This window comes from Verrucosispora sp. WMMD703 (genome assembly GCF_049178935.1).
Classification (GTDB): domain Bacteria; phylum Actinomycetota; class Actinomycetes; order Mycobacteriales; family Micromonosporaceae; genus Micromonospora; species Micromonospora sediminimaris.
Genome location: NZ_JBMHMM010000004.1, coordinates 5,857,283 through 5,880,044 on the forward strand (window position 1 = coordinate 5,857,283; position 22,762 = coordinate 5,880,044).

Consider the following 22,762-nt stretch of genomic DNA (forward strand, 5'->3'; position numbering starts at 1 on the left):
GGACGAGAGGCGAGGATTTCCGGCGCCGATCCGATCGTCACACGCGGCGTGGCCGCCCGACCACGGGGACGCCCCCGACATTCGGGCCGGTCGGATCTCAGGGTGGGGTCAGGGTCGCTTCCGGAGGCCGCTCGGGCATCGGGCGCAGCAGGATCGAGGCATGACCGACGACGCTGCCCAGCCGCACCGGCCGGGGCCGACCGAACCGGAGTCGACGCCTCCGGCGGCCACCGGGCCGGCCGTACCCGAATCCCCCGGTGCCGAGGCGGACGGCCCGGCCGCACCGGCCGACGGGCGGGCGCCCACCGGTGGAGCGGCGTGGGACGACGCACCGCCGCCCGTTGCCGCCGCGCCACCGCCCACCGGCGGAACGGCATGGCACACCGCGCCACCGTCCGCCGGGCCGGGGGGGCCGGGCGGACCCGGGGGGCCGGGCGGACCCGGGGGGCCGGGCGGACCCGGGGGGCCGGGCGGACCGGGGGGGCCGGGCGGACCGGGCCGACCCGGCGGGCCAGGGTGGTGGGGCGGGGCCGGTGCGCCGCCGCCGGGAGGCGGCCCGGGCGGGCCGTTCGGCGGCGCCGGCTTCACCTCGCGGTACGGGCTGGTCCGGCCACGCGAGGGCCGCTACCTGGCGGGCGTCTGTGCTGCCGTCGGTCGAGCCACCAACACCGACCCCGTGCTCTGGCGGGTGCTGTTGGCGGTCCTGGGCTTCTTCGGCGGTGTCGGCATCCTGGTCTACGTCGCCGCCTGGTTGATCATCCCGGGCGAGGGCGACACCGCCTCGCCCATCGAGTCCATGCTGGGCCGTGGGCGTTCCAGCATGTCCCCGGTCACCGTGATCGTCCTCGGCGTGGTGGTGGCGGTGGGCTTCGGCTTCGTCGTCACCGACGCCTTCCGCGCGGTACTGCTCGGCGCGGCCATCCTGGTCGGCGGCGCGCTGCTGCTGAATCGTCAGCAGCGCGAAGCCCGACCCGAGTCGGCCGTACCGGGTACGCCGGACGCTGGTGTCGGCGCGAGTCCACCTCCGCCACCCGGTCCGGTGCCGCCGGTCAGCTATCCCGGGCCGACCGCCTATCCGGCCGCGTACCCGGAATTCGGCCGGACCACGACGGTCGCGCCGCCCGTCTTCCACCCAACCGGCCCGACGTCCGGCGTTCCCTCGGCACCGTCGGTGCCGGGCGGGCCTGAGGAGCCAACCATGCAGTTGCCGACGGCGTCGGCATGGCCGACGAGCGCCGCCGCGGCGGGCCCGGCGGTCACCCCACCGACCTACCGTCCCCCGTTCGCCCCGCACGGCCCTTACGCCGGGCCGCCGAAGGTGGCCCCGCCGCCACCGCCCAAGTCGAAGCCGCCCCGCAAGCCACGGGAACGATCGGCCCTGGGCGCGGTGACCTTCTCGTTGATCTTTGTCGCGTTGGGGCTGGTCGGCGTGCTCGACCTGCTGGACGTCTTCGAGATCGGCGCGTCGGCCTACTTCGCCGCGGCACTCGCGGTGATCGGCCTCGGCCTGCTCGTGGGTACCTGGTTCGGGCGGGCCCGCTGGCTGATCGCGCTCGGGCTGGTGACCGCCGCCGCCCTGGCCGTGGTCACGGTCGTCGAGTCCTACGACCGGGTACGCGGGGTGGACGGCGCGGTCACCTGGGCACCGACGAGCCACCGCGACCTCGCCGTCCGGTACGAACAGAGTTTCGGCGACGCGGTGCTCGACCTGCGGGCGATCGACTTCGACCAGCAGGAGACGGAGATAACCGTCGCCATCAACTTCGGTGAGGCCACCGTGGTGCTGCCACCGAACGTGGACGTCACGGCGGTGACCCAGGTGACCGCCGGTGACGCGAACGTCCTCGGCCAGCGAACGCAGGGCATGGACAACCGGCCCGTTGACGTCGTCGATCTGGGTCCGGACGGCGCCGGGGGCGGCAAACTGCGCCTCAACCTGCACGTCAACGCCGGACACATGGAGGTGACCCGGTGAGGACCCACCGCACCGACCTGGTGTCGTTCGCCTTCGGGCTGCTCTTTCTCGCCCTCGCCGCCTGGTGGCTGCTCGCCCAGGTGCTCGGTCTCGTACTGCCACCGGCCGGCTGGTTCCTGGCCGGCGGACTGATCCTGGTCGGCGGGCTCGGCCTGATCGGCGCCCTGCGTTCCAGCCGATACAACGGTCGGCCCGCACCGGCCGACACTCCCGACGACACCGGCCGGAAAGAATCCGCACCGGACGCCGCGGAGAGCGCCGCCGATCCGCTTCCGGGCCCGGTGAGTCCCGACACCCCGACGGACGAGCCGGCCCCGGTCAGCTCGGCACGGGCGGCCGACCCGGATCCGCAGGTGGACCGCACGCTGGATCTGTTCGGCGGGGCGGACGAGACGCCACCGCCCGGACGGCAGGGGCGCGACGCCTGACCGTGCGGCCACTGTCGCTCGCCGCCTATGCTGGCCGGTGTGCTCCCGCCAGCGCTGGCCGGCCCGCGCCGCAGGGCAACCCCGCGGGTCGTCGGCGCGCGGGCCGTCCGTGGCCGGGCCGACCTCGCCGCCGGCGGTGACCATCGCGTCAGTCGCCTCTACCCGTCAGGAGCCCGTTCGACATGACCCAGTCCCCCGCCGTGCGTACGCCCGACCGATCCGGTCCGGTCCGCCTCGGCGAGCGCGCCGCCCGTACCCTCGTCTCCGAGCTTGCCCGGATCAACGAACCGAAGGCCGCCCTACTGGTCGGCGCGGCTCCGGAGTCCGCGGTGCTGACCGCGGCGATCGAAGCGATGCTGCCCGGCGACACCCTCACCCTGGTACCCGCCGAACGGGTCAGCGCCACGGCACTGCGGGAGCACGTCACCGCCCAGGGCCGCTGGGTCGCCGAGCGGGTCCGGGTCGTGGACAGCCTCGCCGAGGCGGAGGCCGCTGCGGTGGTCATCGCCGCCGAGGCGTTCACCGGCACCGCTGACGAGGCCCGCACCACCATCGGGACACTCACCAAGTACCTGGCCGACGGCGCGGTGCTCAGCGTCGCCACCGCCGTCGCCCGGACCGCCGGCGCAGCCGCCGAGTTGGACCGGCAGGGCGCGCTGTACGGCGTCGGCAACGACCTGGTGCTGCTCAACAACCCGCCGGTACGCGTGTACCGGCTCCGCTTCACCCCGGCCGAGGCCGCAGCGGCCGAGCGGCTCGCTCCCGCGTACCGGCCGTCGAGCGTGCCGCTCAGCCGCGACATGCACATCGACTCCAACGGGGTCGCCGCCGCCGGCATCGCCCTCGGGCTGGCCGCGCTGACCCGACTGGCCCGACCGAAGTCGAAGCTCTGGCTGCTGCCCGCGCTGGCCGCCGCGCCGGTGGCGGCCTTCTTCCGGGACCCGCAGCGGGACGTGCCGGAGGACCCGTCGGCCGTGGTGGCCGCCGCCGACGGACAGGTGTTGTCGGTGCAGCGCCTGACGGACGAGCGCTTCGGCGACAGCGAGTTCCTCCGGATCGCTGTCTTCCTGTCGGTGCTGGACGTGCACGTCAACCGCTCCCCGGTGGCCGGCAAGGTGGTCGACTACTTCGTCGCCGACGGCGGGTTCGTCAACGCGATGAAGCCGGACGCGGAGCACAACGTGGCCGCCTACACGGTGTTGGACACCGCCCACGGCACCGTGGTGGTGGCCCAGCGGACCGGCCTGATCGCCCGCCGGATCGTGCAGCGCGCTCCGATCGGCGCGTTGCTGGCCCGGGGCGAACGGTTCGGGCTGATCCGCTTCGGCTCGCGTACCGACGTCTACCTGCCGGCAGAGGCCGCGGAGCCGCTGGTCGGCCCGGGTGACAAGGTGATCGGTGGATCGACCGTGATCGCCCGCTGGCGCTGACCCGGTAGGCGACCGCACGCGGGTCGCGGCCGGCACGCGGATCTGGGCCGGCACGCGGGTCGCGGCCGCACGCGGGTTGCGGCAACCTGGGCCCTCAGCCGGCCCGGAGGCCGCGACATGCCGCGAGTTGGGTGCCGCCTGGCGGAGATGGGGCGAAGAGAAAGGGGTGTCGCGGCTTGGCCGCGACACCCCTTTTCAGCAGCGGGTCAGACGATGGTGCGACGCTGGCGCAGCCAGAGCACCGGACCGCTGACCAGATATCCGACCACGATCAGCCCGAAGGTGAGCCGGACGTCGATCAGGGCGCCGATCACCGGCGCGAGCCAGACCCACGGCGGCAGCTTGACCAGGCGGGCGAGCTTGGCGTAGGGGAAGCTGCTGACCATGGTGAAGGCGAGCAGGGCCACCCCGGCGATCTGCACCGCCCCCGGCACCGGCATTCCGATCACCACCATCAGGGCGAGCACGGCAGCGGCCATGGTGGTGGGTACGCCGGAGAAGAACCGTCCGTCGCTCGGCGAGACGTTGAACCTCGCCAGCCGGATGGCGGCGCAGGCGGCGACGAGCGCGGCGGCCACAGCGGCGGCGGCCGTCGGCGCGGAACCGGCCAGCGACGCGTAGACCACCACGGGTGCGGCGAGACCGAAGGAGCACATGTCGGCCAGCGAGTCCATCTGGGCACCGAACGGGCTGGACACCCCGAGCTTGCGGGCCAGCGCGCCGTCCAGGCCGTCGAACGCGACGCAGGCGATCAGGAGGAACGCGGCCAGCCGCACCTCACCCTGCATGGCGACGAAGATCGCGTTGATGCCGAGCAGCAGGCTGGCCAGCGTGCAGGCGTTGACCAGGGCGAACTTCATCCGCCGGGCCGGGGTCCGCTCGCCTGGCAGCAGCGGCGCCGGTGTCGCTGTCGACGCGTCCAGCGCCGGAGCCGGCGCAACGGGTGGGTTGACCGTGACCGGGCCGGCCAGTGGGCCGACCGGGGCGATGGTCTCCATCCCGGTGCGGCGGGACCGCCGGAGGCCGTATCGGCGACGCGGGCGGTCCTGATACCGGGGCTCGGGCAACAGGTCGGTCGCGCCGTGCATCTCCGCACCTCGGCGGCCGACGCGGACCAGCAGGACCTGGCGGGCGAGGGTGCCGCTGCGGCGCAGCGGGCCCGTCCAGCTTCGCCCTGCGGGACGCGGGCTGTCAGTCGTACGACGCCGGCGCCATGGGGCTCTCGGCACGTTTCCTCCATCACCGGATCGGCTTACCGCAACGTGGCGGGCGTCCGGCTGTCTCGTGCCGGACCTTCCTGGCCCGGCAGCCGTTTTGCGGAGTACACCATCGCACAGGGGGGTGGGGAATGGCGATAGCTGCCGGCGGTACTTATATCTCCCTTAACCGCGCGAACCGCCGTCTTATTCCCATCCGGGACACCATCGCCCGTTTTCTACGCCTGCCCTGCCTTGACTGTACCGGAGGTCGTCCGCCCCGGCTCGGTGGCGAGATCGGCCCGACATGGTCACCGTGGGTTCACCTGGACGGCTACAGGACCATCACGGCGATCTCAGTCAACGGAAGATTCCGCAGCTCAACTGGGGTGAACCAGGCGGCACGAGCGGTGGAGCCGCCGGCCAGTTCGGTCACCGCCGGTTCGGTCGGCAGGTCGACCTCCACCCGGTAGACGACCCGGATGCCGTGCCAGTCGATGGGGTATCCCTCCGGGCCCAGGGCCGCCGGATTGTGCAGGTTGTCCACCCCGATCAGCCCGGTCACCCGGCCCAGTTGGCCGGACTCCTCGACCAGCTCCCGTAGCAACGCGGTGACGGGTTGTTCACCGTGATCGGTGCCTCCACCGGGCAGGTGCCATCGGCCCGCTCCCGGGTAGCCCTCGGCGATCATGGTCAGCAACACCCGTCCGTCCGGGTCGGTGACCATCCCGTACGCCCCGAAGCGCTGCCGGCGATTGATCCCAGGGCCGGGGAACGGCTCTCGACGGCGCAGGGCATCGGAGGGCAGCGGAACAACCGGCAGACCGAGAGCTTCGGCGGTGAACGGCAGCAGCGGCAGCTCGGCCGCCTCGTCCAGGGTCAGCCAACGGGCCAGGTCGGTGCTGCCGTCGCGCTCGGCACACAACCGTCCACCGATCGTCGCCACGTCGAACAGCATCCGATCGGTGTGCAGGGCGACCCCGAGCTCCGGGTACGGCACCACGTCAGCGACGACCGCGCGCAGCCCGCTCACCTCGACGGTCAACCCGGTCTCCTCGGCGACCTCGCGGACCACCGCGTGCGCGGGATGTTCGGCGTGTTCCAGTCCACCGCCGGGCAGCGACCACACCCCGGGAAAGTCCGCCAACGAGGAGCCCCGCACCAGCAACACCTGCCGCTCGGCGTCCCGCAACACGCCGTACGCGCCAACCCGCCGCACCCGCTCCACAACCCCACGCCCCCGTCCACCACCGCGCCCGCGCCACCGCGTCCCGCGGAACAGCGTCGATCATGAAGCTATCGCCGTCGCCAGGCTTGTCGGAACAATAACTTCATGATCGACGCGCGCACGTACCCAGGCACGCACGCGTGGGTGGGTGGGTCAGGTCAGCTGGGCGGCTTGGACGGCTTCGGCGGTGACCTCGGTGAGGCGGTCGGTGGGCAGGGCGCCGAGTTCCTCCCGGGCGAACCAGCGGGCCTCGCAGGTGGAGCCCCCGACGTCACCGACGGTGGGCGGGGCCGGCTGGTCCACCACCACCCGGTAGAAGGCCCGCACCCCGTGCCAGTCGATCGGGTAACCCTCCGGGCCGAGCGAGGCAGCATCCCGGTGACTGGCCACCCCGAGCAGCCCGACGAGCCGCCCGGTCTGCCCGGTCTCCTCGACCAGCTCCCGGATCAGCGCCGCGCCCGGCTGCTCGCCGTAGTCGGTACCGCCCCCGGGCAGGTGCCAGCAGCCGGCACCCGGGTAGCCGTCGGAAACCCGGGTCAGCAGCACCCGACCTTCCGGGTCGGTCACCACGGCGTACGCGGCGAAGCGCTGCGCCCGGTGCAGCCCGTCCGGGCCGGGCACCGCGTAGAAGGAGGGGAACTCCGGCGGCTCGTCCGGCACGATGTCCGCCGACGAGGCGGGCAGCCCGAGCGCGCGGGCGGTGAACGAGCGGAGCGGCAACCGCGCCGCCTCCTCCCGGGTGAACCAGCGGGCCAGGTCGGTGGGTCGGTCGACCCGGTCGGTGAGCGAGCCGCCCCGGACCGACACCCGGTAGACCAACCGGTCGGTGTGGATGGTGATGCCCCGCTCGGGCAGTGCCCGCATGTCGGCCAGCACGTCGTGCAGGCTGGCGACGGCCACCGACAGGCCGGTCTCGGCGGCGGTCTCACGGACGACGGTGTGGTGCGGGTCCTCGCCGTGGTCGACCGCCCCGCCGGGCAGGGACCACGTGCCGGGGGTGCCGGAGCGCTCCGATGCGCGGACCAGCAGCACTCGGTCTACGGAATCAGTACAGACTGCGTATGCCGCGATCCTGCGCAGCGGCTCCAGCATGGTGGTCACGGAGCCAAATTCTCCCCGCCACCCGTTACCGACGCGGAAAAGAGTCGGATTCCTGACTGATACCTCGCCCCTGAGACAGGGTTCAGGGTAGGGATCCGGGCGGTCACCGAGGTCGATACGCTGCGCGACGAGGACCGTGGAGACATGACTTCCACACCTCACGCTCCGTACCGGCAACTGCGCCGCCCCACCACCGACCGGATGATCGCCGGGGTGGCCAGCGGTCTCGGCCGCTACTTCGGCGTCGATCCCACCCTGGTCCGGGTGGCATTCGCCGTCGTCACCCTGGTGACCGGCGGGATCGCCGCCCTCGCGTACCCGATCATGTGGTTCCTGATGCCCGAGGAGCCGGCCGGCGCACCCGCCTGGCCGCACCCGACGCCCGGCGCGCCGCCCCAGCCGACCGCCACACCGCACCCCGCCTGGCCGTTCCCCGGGCCGACCGGCCCGGGGCCACACGCCGGACCGCCGGCACCGACCACCTGGCCGCCGGCAGCCACCCCGGCCGCATCGACCCCGCACCCCGACGCTCCGCCCGCACGGCCGGAACCATCGGCGCCTGCCGACATCGGCCCGGCTCGCCCCGAAGGTCCGTCGGCCCGACCGGGGGCCACACCCACGCGTCCCGACGAGTTGCCGACGCAGCCCGCGGACGGCCCGGCGGCAGCCGACGCCGAGGCGGCGCATCCGGACACCACGTCAGAGGCCGGGGCGACGCCGGAACCGACGCCGCGACCGGCACCTCAGCCGCCGGCCTGAGACACCGTCAGCGCACCACGACGGGGTACGGCGTCACTCCCACTCGATGGTGCCCGGGGGTTTGCTGGTGACGTCCAGCACCACCCGGTTCACCTCGGCCACCTCGTTGGTGATCCGGGTGGAGATCCGGGCGATCACGTCGTAGGGCAGCCGGGACCAGTCGGCGGTCATCGCGTCCTCGCTGGACACCGGGCGCAGCACCACGGGATGCCCGTAGCTGCGCCCGTCACCCTGCACCCCGACGCTGCGTACATCGGCCAGCAGCACCACCGGGAACTGCCAGACGTCCCGGTCGAGACCGGCGGCGCTGAGTTCCTGGCGGGCGATGAAGTCGGCCCGGCGAAGCACGTCGAGCCGCTCCCGGTCGACCGCCCCGATGATCCGGATGGCCAGGCCGGGGCCCGGGAACGGGTGCCGCCAGACCATCGCCTCGGGCAGCCCGAGCTGGAGGCCGAGCGTACGGACCTCGTCCTTGAACAGCGTGCGCAGCGGCTCGACCAGGGCGAACTTCAGATCCTCGGGCAATCCGCCGACGTTGTGGTGGCTCTTGATGTTGGCGGTACCGGTGCCCCCGCCGGACTCGACCACATCGGGGTAGAGGGTGCCCTGCACCAGAAACTCGACGTCACCGTGCGAGGCGATCTCCCGGGCGGCGGCCTCGAAGACCCGGATGAACTCCCGCCCGATGATCTTTCGCTTCTGCTCCGGGTCGGTCACCCCGGCCAGCGCGCCGAGGAACCGGTCGGCCGCGTCGACCACCTTCAGCTTGATGCCGGTCGCCGCGACGTAGTCCTTCTCCACCTGCTCGGCCTCGCCCGCCCGCAGCAGCCCGTGGTCGACGAAGACGCAGGTGAGCTGGTCGCCGACGGCCTTGTGCACAAGCGCGGCGGCGACCGCTGAGTCCACCCCGCCGCTCAGGCCGCAGATGACCTCCTTGTCGCCGACCTGATCGCGGATCCGGGCCACCTGCTCGTCGATGATGTTCTCGGCCGTCCAGGTCGGCTCGATCCCGGCGATCTCGTAGAGGAAGCGGGTCAGCATCTCCTGCCCGTACGCGGTGTGCCCCACCTCCGGGTGGAACTGCACGCCCGCCCGTCGGCCGGTGACGTCCTCGAACGCGGCGACCGGCGCACCCGCCGACTCGGCGGTCACCGTGAAGCCCTCCGGGGCCTCGGTCACGCAGTCGCCGTGACTCATCCAGACCGGCAGGTCGGCCGGCAGGTCACGGAGCAGTACGCCGGGTTCGAGCAGGCGGGGACGCAGCGGGGTGCCGCCGTACTCGCGGCTGCCGGTGCGCGCCACCGTGCCGCCGAGGGAGCGGGCCATCGCCTGGAACCCGTAGCAGATGCCGAAGACCGGCACGCCTGCGGTGAACAGCCCGTCGTCGACCTGCGGGGCGCCCGGCTCGTAGACGCTGGCCGGGCCACCGGAGAGGATGATCGCGGCGGGATCGCGGGCCAGCATCTCGGCCACGGGCGTGGTGTGCGGAACGATCTCGGAGTAGACCTTCGCCTCGCGTACCCGGCGGGCGATCAGCTGGGCGTACTGGGCTCCGAAGTCGACCACGAGGACAGGACGCGGCAGGCTCATAGCCGGCAATCCTACCCAGCGTGACGCCCCCTCCCCCCGCCCCCACCCCGCCCTCCCTTGCCCACCGCCCCCCGTCGACACACCCCCGTCAGGGGTGGTGGAGGGCGGCGGGGGCGTGTGGGGGGACGGCGGGGTGGTGTGGGGCGATCGGGGCGAGGCGGCGGTACGGGGAGCCGGGGGCGGGGCGGGGGTCGGGGTCGCCCTTGTTGGGCCAGAGGGACAGAGCGCGCTCGGCCTGGGCGGTGATGGTGAGCGACGGGTTGACGCCCAGGTTGGCCGAGACGGCGGCACCGTCGACGACGTGCAGGCCGGGGTGACCGTGCACCCGGTGGTAGGGGTCGATCACGCCATCGGCGGCGGTGGCGCCGATCACCGCACCGCCCAGGATGTGCGCGGTCACCGGGATGTCGAACGGCTCGGTCAGCGCGCCGCCCGCCGTACCGTCGATCTCCTCGGCGAGCAGCCGGACCGCCTCGTTGCCGGCCGGGATCCAGGTCGGGTTGGGGCGACCGTGGCCCGGGCCGGAGACGAGCCGGCGGCCCCGCAGCCGGAGGGTCAGCGAGTTGTCGGTCGACTGCATCACCAGGGCGATCACCGTACGCTCCGACCAGCGTCGGACGGAGAGCAGCCGGGCGGCCACCCGGGGCTGCCGGAGCAGCTGCCCGAGCCACCGGCGCAGCCGGTGCGGCCCGCCGTCGACAAGCACCGACTGGAGCAGCCCCATCGCATTGGAGCCCCGGCCGTAGCGGACCGGCTCGATGTGGGTCTGCGGATCCGGGTGGAACGAGCTGGTGATGGCCACTCCCTCGGTGAGGTCCAACCCACGCTCCCGGGCCCGCCGGCGCGGTACGGAGGCACCCAGGATCGCCTCCGAGTTGGTCCGGGTCAGCTCGCCGAGCCGGGACGAGAGGTTGGGCAGGTGCCGCTGTTCCCGCATCTCGTGCAGCAGCCGCTGGGTGCCCAGCGCACCGGCGGCGAAGATCACCTGGTCGGCGTGGATCACCTGCGACCTGCGGCGCAGCCAGGTGCCGGTGCGCTCGGCGTGCACCTGGTACCCGCCGTCGACCGGCCGTACCGAGGTCACCGTGGTCAGCGGATGTACCCGCACGCCGAGCCGTTCGGCCAACCAGAGATAGTTCTTGACAAGCGTGTTCTTCGCGCCGACGCGGCAGCCGGTCATGCAGGCGCCGCAGTGGGTGCAGCCGGTACGCTCCGGGCCGGCCCCGCCGAAGTAGGGGTCGGCGACCCGCTCCCCCGGCCGTCCGAGGTGCACGCCGACCGGGGTGGCGTGGAAGGTGTGCCCCACTCCCATCCGCTCGGCGACCTGCCGCATCGCCTGGTCCGCCCCGGTGGCGATCGGATAGTTGGTCACCCCGAGCATCCGTTTGGCCTGGTCGTAGTGGGGGGCCAGTTCGGCCCGCCAGTCGGTCAGGTGCCGCCACTGCGGGTCGTCGTAGAAGGCGTCCAGGGGCTCGTAGAGGGTGTTGGCGTACACCAGCGAACCACCACCGACGCCGGCTCCGGACAGCACCAGCACGCCGCCGCCGGCTCGCCGGTGAGCCGCCCGGAGCAGGGTGATGCGCTGGAGGCCGAAACAACCCAGCCGCGGTGCCCAGAGGAAACGACGCAGCCGCCACGACGTCTGCGGGAACTCGTCGTCGGCGAACCGCCGGCCCGCCTCCAGTACGCCGACCGAGTAGCCCTTCTCGGCCAGCCGCAACGCGGCGACGCTGCCGCCGAAGCCCGACCCGATGACCACCACGTCGTACCGCATGAACGCATCATTACTTGCGAGTAGCTCTCGCGCCAGGACCTGAATCCGCGCGATCATGCTCCGCACCGCGTCAGTCTCGCCCGTTCGGGACGCAACCACGAGCCCGGTTCAGCGCGTTGGACCGATATCGACCCAGGGCGGGTGTCGAAGTTCTCCGTCGAGCCGAGCGGCGTCGCAGGCGGTCGCAGGCGGCGTCGCAGGCGGGCAGGGATTCGACAGACGCCCTAAGGAGGCGGGGGATGATGCTCGGAGCAGACCGGAAACGGTTGACGTTGGTGCTGGCCGGCCTGGTCACACTTGTGGTGGTCGCGGTGATCGGCGTGGTGATGGCGCGTACCGGCAGCGACGACCGACCGACACCGACCGCCGCCACCGGCGGCCCGAGCGAGTCGCCCAGCCCGAGCCCCAGCCCGAGCCCGAGCCCGCCGCCGGGTGCCGACATCACCGGTCCGCTCAACCTGCTGCTGGTCGGGGTGGACACCCGGGTGAGTGTGCCCGGCTGGGAGCCGCACGCCGACGCCGTACTCGTGCTGCACGTGCCGGCGGGGCTGTCGCAGGCGTATCTCTTCTCCCTGCCCCGCGATCTGGTGGTGGACATCCCGGCCTACAAGCCGGCCGGCTACCCGGGCGGGCGGACCAAGCTCACCCATGCGATGAGCTACGGCAGCCGGGTGCCGGGCCGCCCCAAGCGACCCGACGCCGCCCAGGGGTACGAATTGCTGCGCCGTACGGTCAGCGACTACACGGGCCTGCGCATCGACGCGGGCGCGGTGCTCACCTTCGGCGGCTTCGACGAGCTGGTCGACAGCCTGGGTGGCGTGGACATCCGCGTCGACCAGCGGGTCGTGTCGCGGCACCGGCAACCCGACGGCAAGCACCGAAAGCCGGGCCCGGGCGTGGGCGGCTACGTCGGGCCACAGATGGTCTACGAGCCCGGCGAGCGTCACCTCAACGGATGGCAGGCCCTCGACTACGCCCGCCAGCGCTACCTGCCCGGTGGTGACTACGCCCGGCAACGCCACCACCAGCAGCTGATCCGGGCGCTGATCGGGAAGATCCTCGACCAAGATCTGGCCCGGCAGCCCGAGCGGGTCGAACAGGTGGTCACGGCGCTCGACGACGCGCTGCTCTACGTCGGCGGCCGGCGGATCGTGGACTTCGCGTACGCCCTGGGCTCGTTGTCGCCGCAGGCGGTCACGCTGGTCGGGCTGCCCGGGGCATCGGTGGGTCGGGGCAACGCCTACCGGGGCGAGGAGCTGACCTCCGTCGGCCGCCGTTTCCTCACCCAACTGCGCGCCGGAAAAGCCGACGCCTTCCTGGCCGACAATCCGAAGCTGAAGGTGAAGAGCTGACCGACCCCCGCCACCGGGCGATGGAACGCCTCGCCCGGTGGCGGAAGGCCCTAGAGACGCTTCGGCGCGGCCGGCTTCTTCTTGCCGTAGAGCCAGGCGTCGAAGAGCTTGTCCAGCTTCTCACCGGAGATCCGCTCCGCCAGCGCCACGAACTCCTCAGTGGTGCCGTTGGCGTCGCGCTTCTCCCGCGCCCAGGTCTTGAGGATCTCGAAGAACGCCTTGTCGCCGACGGACACCCGCAGGGCGTGCACTGTCATCGCGCCGCGCTGGTAGACCGACTCGCTGAACATGTTCTTCACCCCCGGCTTGCCCGGCGGCGTACGCCAGACCTCCGCCGGCACCCGCGCCATCCGGATGTCGAACGCCTCCTTCGCGGTGAACTCGTCGGTGTGCTCGGCCCACAACCATTCGGCGTACGACGACAGTCCCTCGTTGAGCCAGATGTCCTGCCACCGGCTCAACGCCACGCTGTTGCCGAACCACTGGTGGGCGACCTCGTGCGCGACCACTCCGGTGTTCTCGCCCCGCCGGAAGAAGCCGGCCGAGTAGACCGACCGGCTCTGCGTCTCCAACGCGTACCGGATCCGCTCGTCCGAGACGACCACTCCGCCGTACGCCTCGACCGGGTACGGGCCGAAGACGGTTTCCAGGTAGTCGGCCACCTTGAGGGTCTTGGCCATCGAGGCGTCCGCCGCGCCCTTGGACACCTTCGTGGTGACCGCGTTGAACACCGGCCGTCCCTTGTGGCTGCCCTCTTTGATCCGGAACTTTCCGATCGTCACCATGCTCAGGTAGCTGGCCATCGGCGTGTTCTCGGCCCAGCGCCAGGTGGTCCAGCCGGCGGTGCTGGTCTTGCCGCCCGGAACGCCGTTGCTGATCGCGGTCAGCCCGTCCGGGACGGTGATCTCGAACCGGTAGGTGGCTTTGTCCGACGGGTGGTCGTTGACCGGGAACCAGGTGCTTGCCGACTCGGGCTGGCCGAGTGCGATCGCGCCGTCGCTGGTGTGCAGCCAACCACCCTCACCGACCGCCTGGTTCTTCAGTGACTTCGGCTTGCCCGCGTAGGTGATCTCGGCGGTGAAGTCCCGGCCGGACACCAGCCCATCCGCTGGAGCGACGACCAGTTCGTTCTTCTCCTGCCGGTGTTGCGCAGGTGCACCGTCCACGGTGACCTGGCTGACCTTCAGGTGCGCCAGGTCGAGGTTGAACGACGACAGATCGGCCGTCGCCTTCGCCTGGACCGTGGTGACGCCGCTCAGCTGGTCCTTCGCCGGGTCGTAGCGGACCTTCACCGTGTAGCCGGCAACGTCGTAGCCGCCGTTGCCGTAACTCGGGAAGTACGGATCCCCGGCTCCCGCGGCACCCGGTTGGAAGTCCGGTGGCGGTGTCGCCGACTCGCTCGGCGTCGCCGTGCTCGGCTCCGCCTCCTCCGGGGCGGCCGAATCACAGCCGGTCAGCCCCAACGTCCCCACCAGCAGCAGAGCCACGCTCCGCCGAAGGTGCGTCCGCACACCTGTCATCGCTCGTTCCTCCCCGTGACACGTGACCGGCCGACGGCCGGCCCGCGCGACCGACAGTCCGATCGCAGGCCGCAGCCTACCGATCGAATGATCACTGGAAGAACGTCGTTCGGGCGGTGGCCGCGAGCCGTTCTCCGGCCGACGGCGGCCGGGCGGACGAGACGCCCGTCAGGCAGGACGCGCACGGCGATGCCCAATCAGGACAGCGGGTGCGGCGGTGCCGGTCAGGGCCGGGTGGGTGCGGCGGTGCCGGTCAGCCAGGCGTCGAAGAACGGGCCCAGGTCGCGGCCGGAGACCCGTTCGGCCAGGGCGACGAAGTCGTCGGTGGTGGCGGTGCCGTCCCGACGCTCGCTGGTCCACGTCCGCAGCATCTCGAAGAAGGCGTCGTCGCCGACGGTACGCCGCAACGCGTGCACGGTGAGCGCCCCGCGCTTGTAGACGGCGGTGCTGAACATCTGGCCGGGGCCGGGGTCGAGGGTACGCCGGGACCAGTCGGTGGCCGCGTACTGGATCTCGAAGTTGCGCTGGGCGCTGCGCCCGCCGTCGTGTTCCTCCCACAGCCACTCGGCGTAGCTGGCGAAGCCCTCGTTGAGCCAGATGTCGCCCCAGCGGGCCAGCGCCACACTGTTGCCGAACCACTGGTGGGCCAGCTCGTGGGCGACCACGCTGTAGTTCGGCTCGCCGCCCCGGAAGAACCCCGGCCCGTAGACCGGCCGGGACTGGGTCTCCAGCGCGTATCCGATCCGGCCGTCGGAGACCACCACGCCGCCGTACGACTCGAAGGGGTACGGCCCGAAGCGGGTGGTCAGGAAGTCGGCGATCTCGCCGGTGCGGGCCAGGGAGGTCGCCGCCGGCCCGGTCGTCGGCGCTCCGTCAGGTACGGCGGTGACGATGGGCTTGCCGGCGTGCTCGCCGGTCTGCACCCGGTAGTCGCCGATCACCAGCGTGGTGAGGTAGCTCGCCATCGGCGAGCGCTCGGCCCAGCGCCAGGTGGTCCAGCCGTCGGCGCTGGTCCGCTCCCCAGGCACCCCGTTGCTGAGCGCGGCGAGCCCGTCCGGGACTGTCACCTGAAGGTCGTAGGTTGCCTTGTCCGACGGATGGTCGTTGACCGGGAACCAGGTGGCCGCCGAGTGCGGTTGGCCGAGGGCGATCGCGCCGTCGTCGGTGTGCTGGAAGCCGCCACTGCCCAGCACGCCGTCGGCGTCCGCCTCGGGCACACCGCCGTAGTCGACCTCCACGGTGAACCGGCTACCGGAGTCGAGCCCCCGGGCCGGGGTGACCACCAGTTCGCCGTCGTCCCGCCGGTGCTCGGCCGAGGCACCGTCCACTGTCACCGAGCTGACCTCCAGCCCGGACAGGTCCAGGTTGAATCGGGACAGCGCATGGGTGGCGGTCGCGGTGATCTCGGCGCTGCCGGTGAGCCGGTCATCAGCCGGGTCGTAGCGCACCACGAGCCGGTAGTGGGCCACGTCGTAGCCGCCGTTGCCGCTGCCCGGCACGTACGGGTCGCCGAGATCGACGCTGCCCGCCCGGAATTCGCCCGGCGTCGCCGCGTCCCGACCCCCGATGCCGCTGAACAGTACGACCGCCGCCACCACGGCCGCGACCAGCGCCGCCGCACCGGCCCCCCACCACCTGCCAACCCTGCTGCTCACCAGCCCGAGCCTACTGCCGCCCGGTCCGTCGATCATGGAGTTGTGGCACGTGGCGAACCGGGCATCACCCAACCAACCGGGCGCCACAACTGCATGATCGGCTCAGCGGTCCAGGACGAGGCCGACCTTCTGGAACTCCTTGAGGTCGCGGTAGCCGCACTTGGCCATGGCACGACGCAGGCCACCGAAGAGGTTGAGCTGGCCGTCCGGTTCGTCGGCGGGGCCGAAGAGAAGACGCTCCATCGAGCCGAGGGGCTCACCGGCGGTCTCGAAGGCGCCGCGGGGCAGCGACGGGTGGCTGGCCGCCGAGTGCCACCAGGACCCGCCGGCCGGCGCCTCCTCGCACAGCGACAACGGCTCGCCCAGCATCACCGCGTCCGCGCCGCAGCCGAGGGCCTTGGCGATGTCGCCGGAGGTCCGGATGTCGCCGTCGGCGATGAGGTGCACGTACCGCCCGCCGGTCTCGTCGAGGTAGTCGCGGCGGGCTGCGGCGGCGTCAGCGATCGCGGTGGCCATCGGTACCCGGATGCCGAGCACCGACTCGGTGGTGGACCACTCGTCCCCACCGATACCGATGATCACGCCGGCTGCGCCGGTGCGCATCAGGTGCAGGGCCGTCTTGTAGTCGGTGCAGCCGCCGACGATGACCGGGAGGTCGAGGTCGGCGATGAACTCCTTGAGGTTGAGCGGCTCATCGGTGGTCGAGACGTGCTCGGCCGAGACGATGGTGCCCTGGATGACCAGGATGTCGACGCCCGCGTCGAGGATGACCGGTGCCAGCGCCAGCGTGTGCTGCGGTGACACGCGCACCGCCACGGTGCCGCCACCGTCGCGCAGCTCACGGACCCGCTCGGTGATCAGATCCGGCCGGATCGGCTCGGCGTACACCTCCTGGAGCCGTTTGGTGGCGCGGGCGTCCTCGTCGAGGCCGCCGAGTTCCTCAAGCACCTTGCTCGGGTTCTCGTAACGGGTCCACAGCCCTTCGACGTTGAGTACGCCGAGCCCGCCGAGCTGACCGAGCCGGACGGCCGAGGCCGGGCTCATCGTCGCGTCGGAGGGGTGCCCGACGCACGGGATGCCGAACTGGTACGCGTCCAGCTGCCACCCGGTGGAGACGTCGTCGACGTCCCGCGTCCGGCGGGACGGCACGATGGCGATGTCGTCCAAGTGGTAGCCGCGCTGCGCGGTCTTGCCCAGCCCGATCTCGACCACGTCACGCATGGGGCACTCCAGATGTCTTCGGGGGTGGGGGGAGGGGTCAGCGGGTGTGGTAGTTGGGGGCTTCGACGGTCATCTGGATGTCGTGCGGGTGGCTCTCCTTGAGCCCGGCCGCGGTGATCCGGATGAGCTGACCCCGCTGGTGCAGCTCGGGGATGTTCTCCGCACCCGCGTACCCCATCGCCAACCGCAGGCCGCCGACCAACTGGTGGGCCACCCGGGCCAACGGCCCACGGTACGGCACCTGACCCTCGACGCCCTCCGGGACCAACTTCTCGTCGCTTGTCACGTCCTGCTGGAAGTAGCGGTCCTTGGAGTACGACTTGGCCTGCCCACGGGACTGCATCGCGCCGAGCGAGCCCATGCCGCGGTACGTCTTGAACTGCTTGCCGTTGACGAAGATCAGCTCACCGGGGCTCTCCTCGCAACCGGCCAGCAGGCTGCCGAGCATCACCGTGTCCGCGCCGGCGACAAGTGCCTTGGCGATGTCGCCGGAATACTGGATGCCACCGTCACCGATGACCGGCACGCCCGCCGGACGGGCCGCCCGGGTGGCCTCCATGATCGCCGTGATCTGCGGAACACCGACGCCCGCCACGATCCGGGTGGTGCAGATCGCGCCCGGGCCGACACCTACCTTCACCCCGTCGGCGCCGGCCTCGACAAGCGCCCGCGCACCGGCGTAGGTCGCCACGTTGCCGCCGACGATGTCGACGGCGACGTCCTTCTTGAGCCGGCTGACCATCTCCAGCACCGCGCGCTGGTGACCGTGGGCGGTGTCCACGATGATGACGTCGACGCCGGCGTCGACAAGTGCCCGGGCGCGCTTGTACGCGTCCTCGCCGACACCGATGGCCGCCGCCACCCGCAGCCGCCCCGCCTCGTCCTTGGTGGCGCTCGGGTACTGCTCGCTCTTGGTGAAGTCCTTCACGGTGATCAACCCGCGCAGCTTGCCCGAGCCGTCGACGATCGGCAGCTTCTCGACCTTGTGCTGGCGCAGCAGGCCGAGCGCCTCGTCCTTGCTCACCCCGACCGGGGCGGTGACCAGCGGCGCCTTGGTCATGATCTCGCGGACCGGCACGGCCGGGTCGGAGACGAAGCGCATGTCCCGGTTGGTGACGATGCCCACCAGCTGCCCCTGGGCGTCCACCACCGGCACACCCGAGATGCGGTAGCGCCCGCAGAGCTGGTCGACCTCGCGGAGGGTGTCGTCCGGGCTCGCGGTCACCGGGTTGGTGATCATGCCCGACTCGGAGCGCTTGACCAGGTCGACCTGGAGCGCCTGGTCCTCCACCGAGAGGTTGCGGTGCAGCACGCCGATGCCGCCCTGGCGGGCCATCGCGATCGCCATCCGGGCCTCGGTGACCGTGTCCATCGCGCTGGACAGCAGCGGGATGGAGAGCGAGACGTTACGGGTCAACTGGGTGATCGTGTTCACCCGGCTCGGCACCACGTCGGACTCACCCGGCTGGAGCAGCACGTCGTCGAAGGTCAGCCCCAGCGGCACCACCCGGGCCGAACCGGCGGGCAGCTCGGGCAGATGGCCACCCAACTCGCCGCCCTCGACGCCGGCGGGAAGGTCGGTACGGGGCGAATTCTCCACGATTGCTCTCCTGAGCTGCTCGAACCGGGCTTCAGCGAGGTGGCACGGGGGCACCGGCGAACGCCGGGCGAGGGTGTCAGCCTCATCGTACCCACTGAAGCTTTCTCCTCCTGAACCGCGCGGTGCCCGCCCCGGTGACGGCTCGCGCGACCGGGGGACACGCGTCGGCGGTGGCAGGGGACTACGGTGAGGGGGTGCACGACGATCCCATCGACCCGTTCACCGGCGACCCGACCGATCCGGCGGCCGACCTGGAGGCCCCCGACGACGACGCGCCGCTGGACCCACTGACCGACGTCGAGCGCCAGGACGTGCTGGAGGATCTCGCCGACCTGGAGATCTACCAGGCCCTGCTCGCGCCGATCGGCGTACGCGGGCTGGTCATCGAGTGTGAGGACTGCCGGGAACCGCACTACTTCGACTGGGACCTGCTCCGGGGAAACCTGCGGCACCTGCTCAGCTCGGGGCGCCCACGGGTGCACGAGCCGGCCTACGATCCCGACCCCGACCACTACGTCACCTGGGACTATGCCCGGGGTTACGCCGACGGCGTGCACGACACCCTCAGCGAAGGCACCGAGGACGAGCCCGGCTCGGGCCGCTGACCCGTCACCGTAAGCGCAACTAGGCGGACTGGCCCGCTCGGCTCGACCGGCCGGGCCGGTCCGGCCGGCGGAATCGGCCAGGCCGAACCGGCCGGGTTGCTACGCGACCAGACCGGCCCGGAAGCCGGCGGCCACGGCGTGCGCCCGATCGCGGGCACCGAGCTTGCGGAACAGCCGGCGGGCGTGGGTCTTCACGGTGTCCTCGGAGACGAACAGTTCCCGACCGATCTCGGCGTTGCTCTTGCCCTCGGCCATGCCGAGCAGCACCTGTAGTTCCCGCTCGGTGAGGCCGATCGCGGACCGGTTGGTTCTGGGTGGCGATGTGGGCTTGCCCGGTTCGGGCTCGGCACCCGGGTCGGCGGGGTCATCGCCACGCTGCACCGGCACCACCGCCGGGCCGCCCGCCGCGTCCGAACCCGGCCAGGCGGTGGGCGCCTCGCCGCCGGTACGACCACCGGGGGCCGGCCGGGCCGGGCTGCCGACCGCCGCGGCGTCCCGGGCCGGATCGGCGATCCGGTGCCGGTTGGTCCGACCGGGCGCGGCCAGCAGCAGCAGCGCCTTGGCGACGGCGCTGGTCAGATCCTGGTCGACCCCCTGGATCAGCCCGCGGGCCCCGGCACCGATGGTCGCCGCCGCCGCCTCGGACTCCTCGGCGCCGAGCAGCAGGACAGCGGCCTGCGGAGCGCGGGCCAGCACCCGGCGGACGAAGCCGACGCTGTCGGGGCGGGTGAGCGCGGTGTCGGCGAGCACCACATCGGCCGGACGTTCGGCCAACCGCAACATCACCTCGGGGTCGGAGACCGCCGTCCGGACGGCACCCGACAATCCCAACCGCGCTGCCGCGGAGGTCAGGTGCTGCGCCGCGAGCGGCGTTCGAACGCACACGAGAACGGTACGCACAGGCATCTCCTCTCCGCTGACGAGCAGACCATGACCTGCCCCGGTCGGGAGGAGGTTCCGGGCAATCCTCCCAACTTTTCCGACAGATAGGGCATATGCCGCAATCTGCCAGATGTTTTGGATCAAAGACGTGTGAGGCGAGAGACGCCCGGGTAGGGAGTGGCCAGGCCGGGAACGGTGCGCCTGCGCGGCCCGCCGCCCGGACAACCGGCCACAAGCTGTCTCGCGGTGCCGCGCGAGAGGAGGGGTGCTGATGTCGAACGTACGTAGACTGCCCGGACCCATCATCGACCTCTGGGACTGGCAGCGGCTCGGTGCCTGCCGGGGCCGCGACAGCGCCCAGTTCTTCCATCCCGACGGTGAGCGCGGCTCGTCCCGACTCCGCCGGGAATCCTCCGCCAAGGCCGTCTGCCGGGCCTGCCCGGTCCGCGCCGAGTGCGCCGCGCACGCCCTGGCGGTACGCGAGCCGTACGGCGTCTGGGGCGGCTTCAGCGAGTCCGAGCGGCTGCGACTGCTCGCGGTCGGCTGGGAGGATCTCGCCGACCGCCGCCAGACCCGCGTCGACATCAACCGCCTGGAGGCCCGGCTGGGCAGCTCGCACCGCTCGACGGTGCCCATCCAGCGCAACGTCGCCTGACCAGACCGCACCACCGACGCCGCGTCCCGACCAGAGGGACGCGGCGTCGCGCTGTCCGCACACTCCCGCCACTCCCGGCCGGTACCGGAGCGCCGGTACCTCGGGGTCAGGTGACGGTGAGGGTGACGGAATGCCAGCCGGTCGCGCCGTCGGGGGCGACGTCCTGCCGTTGGGCGGTCTGCGTCTCGCCGGTGCTGTCCGTCGCCCGCACCTGGAGGGTGTGCTCGCCCGGGGTCGCCGGCCACTGCCACGACCACTGCACCCAGGTGTCCACCGAGACGGTCGGCGCCAGTTGGGCCTCCTGCCAGGGCCCTTCGTCGACGCGTACCTCGACGCGCTCGATGCCCCGGTGCTGTGCCCAGGCGACGCCGGCGACCGTGACCGGGCCGGCGGCCGGGCGGTTGCGCGGGCGGGGTGTGTCGATCCGCGACTGCGTCTTGATCGGCCCCTGCGCCGACCACCCCCGGGGCACCCAGTACGCGTCGAAGTCCGCGAAACTGGTCAGCTCCAGCTCGGTGATCCACTTGCAGGCCGACACGTAGCCGTACAGGCCCGGCACCACCATCCGGACCGGGAAGCCGTGCTGCACCGGCAGCGGCTCGCCGTTCATGCCGACCGCGAGCAGGGCGTCCCGCCCGTCGCGCAACGCGGCCGTCGGGGTGCCACAGGTCCAACCGTCCACCGAACGCCCGACCACCTGGTCGGCGCCGTCCAGCGGCCCCACCTCGTCGAGCAGTTCCCGGATCGGCACGCCGAGCCAGCGCGCGTTGCCGATCAGGTCGCCGCCGACCTCGTTCGAGACGCAGGCCAGCGTGACGTACCGCTCCACCATGGGCCGGGCAAGCAGATCGGCGTAGCTCAGCGTGACCGGGTTGCGGACCCGGCCGTGAATGCGCAACTGCCAGGTCGCGGGATCGACCTGCGGCACCACGAGCGCGGTGTCGATCCGGTAGAAGCTCCGGTTCGACGTGACGTAACTGGCCAGCCCGGGCTGGGCCAGGTCAGCGCCGGCCGGCACCGGTGGTGCGGCGGAGACCGGGGCCGGCAGCGTGATCGCCTCGCGGGCGGCCGACACGCCCTGACGGCCGGCCAGCCACCGGCCCGCCACTCCCCCGACGGCAGCCACTCCAAGCACGGTCCCGACGCCGGTGAGGAACCGCCGCCGCGAGTCCGGGTCGACCCGCCGCCCCGGACCTGCGGGGTCCGATGGGCCGCCGGAGGCCGGCGGGCTTCCCGGGACCGACGGACTGCCGGACGGCGTCGGTGGGGCCCACGGCCAGGGGTCGAGTTCCAGCGGGCCGGCGACGAACGCCCAGAGCGCCACCCCGCCGACCGCCGCTCCGAGCAGCGACGGGAGCACGTCGGCGGCGTCCGCGCCGGCCCGGGTCAGGGCCGCCGCCGCGCCGATCCCGCCGAAGACGACGATGCCGGCCAGGCCCACCGTCAGCCGCCGGGCGGCCAGCATGCCGATCAGGGCGGCGAAGCCGCCGAGCAACAGTGCCGTACCGACCAGCAGGGCGATCTTGTCGTACGTGCCGAAGACCTCGATGCCGAACCGCTTGACCGGCTCGGGGGCGGTGTCCACGACGAGACCGCCCACCGCGACGAGCGGCGACGATCGGGGGCCGGTCAGGGCGGCAACCACTTCGGCGGTGCCGATGGCAGCCGCAGCGGCGGCGATGCCGGCCAGGGCCGCGAACCGGGGTGTCGTGCTGCTCACCCGCCCAGTGTTTCCCACCGCCCGACGGTCCGGTAGTCGACGACAGCGTTCCGTAACCTCTCGTCACCGGT

General features: G+C 72.3%; 16 protein-coding genes and 2 pseudogenes. 7 read left to right on the forward strand and 11 right to left on the reverse strand.

The genetic code is table 11. The features are described from left to right. Positions 1-160: 160 nt before the first annotated feature. The 3 genes and pseudogenes from ACN26Z_RS27155 (at position 161) to ACN26Z_RS27165 (ending at position 3,833) form a co-directional block, all read left to right on the forward strand. Positions 161-1,975 (forward strand): PspC domain-containing protein, encoded by a 1,815-nt coding sequence (locus ACN26Z_RS27155; RefSeq protein WP_421463977.1) that lies wholly within the window; start codon positions 161-163, stop codon positions 1,973-1,975. Beyond that, positions 1,972-2,154, forward strand: a pseudogene (locus tag ACN26Z_RS27160) (hypothetical protein); the annotation flags it as partial. The gene ACN26Z_RS27155 and the pseudogene ACN26Z_RS27160, both read left to right, overlap by 4 nt. Before the next feature lie 431 nt (positions 2,155-2,585). Further along, positions 2,586-3,833, forward strand: coding sequence for a phosphatidylserine decarboxylase (locus tag ACN26Z_RS27165; protein WP_093404954.1), 1,248 nt, complete (start codon positions 2,586-2,588; stop codon positions 3,831-3,833). 206 nt (positions 3,834-4,039) lie between these two features. Here ACN26Z_RS27165 and ACN26Z_RS27170 read toward each other — a convergent pair whose 3' ends face one another. From ACN26Z_RS27170 to ACN26Z_RS27180, 3 genes are all read right to left on the reverse strand, one after another. Then, complete coding sequence (locus tag ACN26Z_RS27170) at positions 4,040-4,987, reverse strand: CDP-alcohol phosphatidyltransferase family protein (RefSeq protein WP_282240686.1); 948 nt, start codon at positions 4,985-4,987, stop codon at positions 4,040-4,042. Positions 4,988-5,363: 376 nt separating this feature from the next. Further along, positions 5,364-6,257 carry an NUDIX hydrolase gene (locus tag ACN26Z_RS27175; protein ID WP_421463980.1) on the reverse strand — a complete coding sequence of 298 codons (894 nt, stop codon included), beginning with the start codon at positions 6,255-6,257 and terminating at the stop codon, positions 5,364-5,366. A gap of 153 nt (positions 6,258-6,410) precedes the next feature. Further along, on the reverse strand, positions 6,411-7,358 hold the full coding sequence (locus ACN26Z_RS27180) for an NUDIX hydrolase (RefSeq protein ID WP_093404949.1): 948 nt from the start codon (positions 7,356-7,358) through the stop codon (positions 6,411-6,413). A gap of 144 nt (positions 7,359-7,502) precedes the next feature. Here ACN26Z_RS27180 and ACN26Z_RS27185 point away from each other — a divergent pair. Then, positions 7,503-7,823: pseudogene (locus tag ACN26Z_RS27185) on the forward strand (PspC domain-containing protein); the annotation flags it as partial. A 327-nt stretch (positions 7,824-8,150) separates the two neighbouring features. On the opposite strand, the gene guaA reads toward ACN26Z_RS27185, so the two are convergent. Together guaA and ACN26Z_RS27195 are read right to left on the reverse strand one after the other, a co-directional pair. Then, entirely contained in the window at positions 8,151-9,707 is a 1,557-nt protein-coding gene (gene guaA / locus ACN26Z_RS27190) for a glutamine-hydrolyzing GMP synthase (RefSeq protein ID WP_396884784.1), read from the reverse strand. A gap of 88 nt (positions 9,708-9,795) precedes the next feature. Then, positions 9,796-11,481 (reverse strand): FAD-dependent oxidoreductase, encoded by a 1,686-nt coding sequence (locus ACN26Z_RS27195; protein WP_421463983.1) that lies wholly within the window; start codon positions 11,479-11,481, stop codon positions 9,796-9,798. A 239-nt stretch (positions 11,482-11,720) separates the two neighbouring features. On the opposite strand from ACN26Z_RS27195, the gene ACN26Z_RS27200 reads away from it, so the two are divergent. After that, positions 11,721-12,833 (forward strand): LCP family protein, encoded by a 1,113-nt coding sequence (locus tag ACN26Z_RS27200; RefSeq protein WP_421463985.1) that lies wholly within the window; start codon positions 11,721-11,723, stop codon positions 12,831-12,833. A gap of 50 nt (positions 12,834-12,883) precedes the next feature. Here ACN26Z_RS27200 and ACN26Z_RS27205 read toward each other — a convergent pair whose 3' ends face one another. From ACN26Z_RS27205 to guaB, 4 genes are all read right to left on the reverse strand, one after another. Further along, the gene (locus tag ACN26Z_RS27205; RefSeq protein WP_093404937.1) at positions 12,884-14,353 is read right to left on the reverse strand and encodes a M1 family metallopeptidase; all 1,470 of its coding nucleotides are present in this window, start codon (positions 14,351-14,353) and stop codon (positions 12,884-12,886) included. 224 nt (positions 14,354-14,577) lie between these two features. Then, on the reverse strand, positions 14,578-16,008 hold the full coding sequence (locus tag ACN26Z_RS27210; RefSeq protein WP_421463988.1) for a M1 family metallopeptidase: 1,431 nt from the start codon (positions 16,006-16,008) through the stop codon (positions 14,578-14,580). Between the two features lie 102 nt (positions 16,009-16,110). Next, entirely contained in the window at positions 16,111-17,229 is a 1,119-nt protein-coding gene (locus ACN26Z_RS27215; protein ID WP_093404935.1) for a GuaB3 family IMP dehydrogenase-related protein, read from the reverse strand. A gap of 37 nt (positions 17,230-17,266) precedes the next feature. Beyond that, positions 17,267-18,829 (reverse strand): IMP dehydrogenase, encoded by a 1,563-nt coding sequence (gene guaB, locus ACN26Z_RS27220; RefSeq protein WP_282236876.1) that lies wholly within the window; start codon positions 18,827-18,829, stop codon positions 17,267-17,269. Between the two features lie 194 nt (positions 18,830-19,023). Between guaB and ACN26Z_RS27225 the strand changes: the two genes are divergently transcribed. Next, entirely contained in the window at positions 19,024-19,434 is a 411-nt protein-coding gene (locus ACN26Z_RS27225; protein ID WP_093405456.1) for a DUF5319 domain-containing protein, read from the forward strand. Positions 19,435-19,533: 99 nt separating this feature from the next. On the opposite strand, the gene ACN26Z_RS27230 is transcribed toward ACN26Z_RS27225, so the two are convergent. Beyond that, the gene (locus ACN26Z_RS27230; protein ID WP_421463991.1) at positions 19,534-20,334 is read right to left on the reverse strand and encodes a response regulator transcription factor; all 801 of its coding nucleotides are present in this window, start codon (positions 20,332-20,334) and stop codon (positions 19,534-19,536) included. Positions 20,335-20,587: 253 nt separating this feature from the next. Between ACN26Z_RS27230 and ACN26Z_RS27235 the strand changes: the two genes are divergently transcribed. Continuing rightward, positions 20,588-20,971 carry a WhiB family transcriptional regulator gene (locus tag ACN26Z_RS27235; protein WP_093405453.1) on the forward strand — a complete coding sequence of 128 codons (384 nt, stop codon included), beginning with the start codon at positions 20,588-20,590 and terminating at the stop codon, positions 20,969-20,971. Positions 20,972-21,077: 106 nt separating this feature from the next. On the opposite strand, the gene ACN26Z_RS27240 is transcribed toward ACN26Z_RS27235, so the two are convergent. Further along, positions 21,078-22,691 (reverse strand): molybdopterin-dependent oxidoreductase, encoded by a 1,614-nt coding sequence (locus ACN26Z_RS27240; RefSeq protein WP_421463993.1) that lies wholly within the window; start codon positions 22,689-22,691, stop codon positions 21,078-21,080. Between the last annotated feature and the right edge of the window lie 71 nt (positions 22,692-22,762).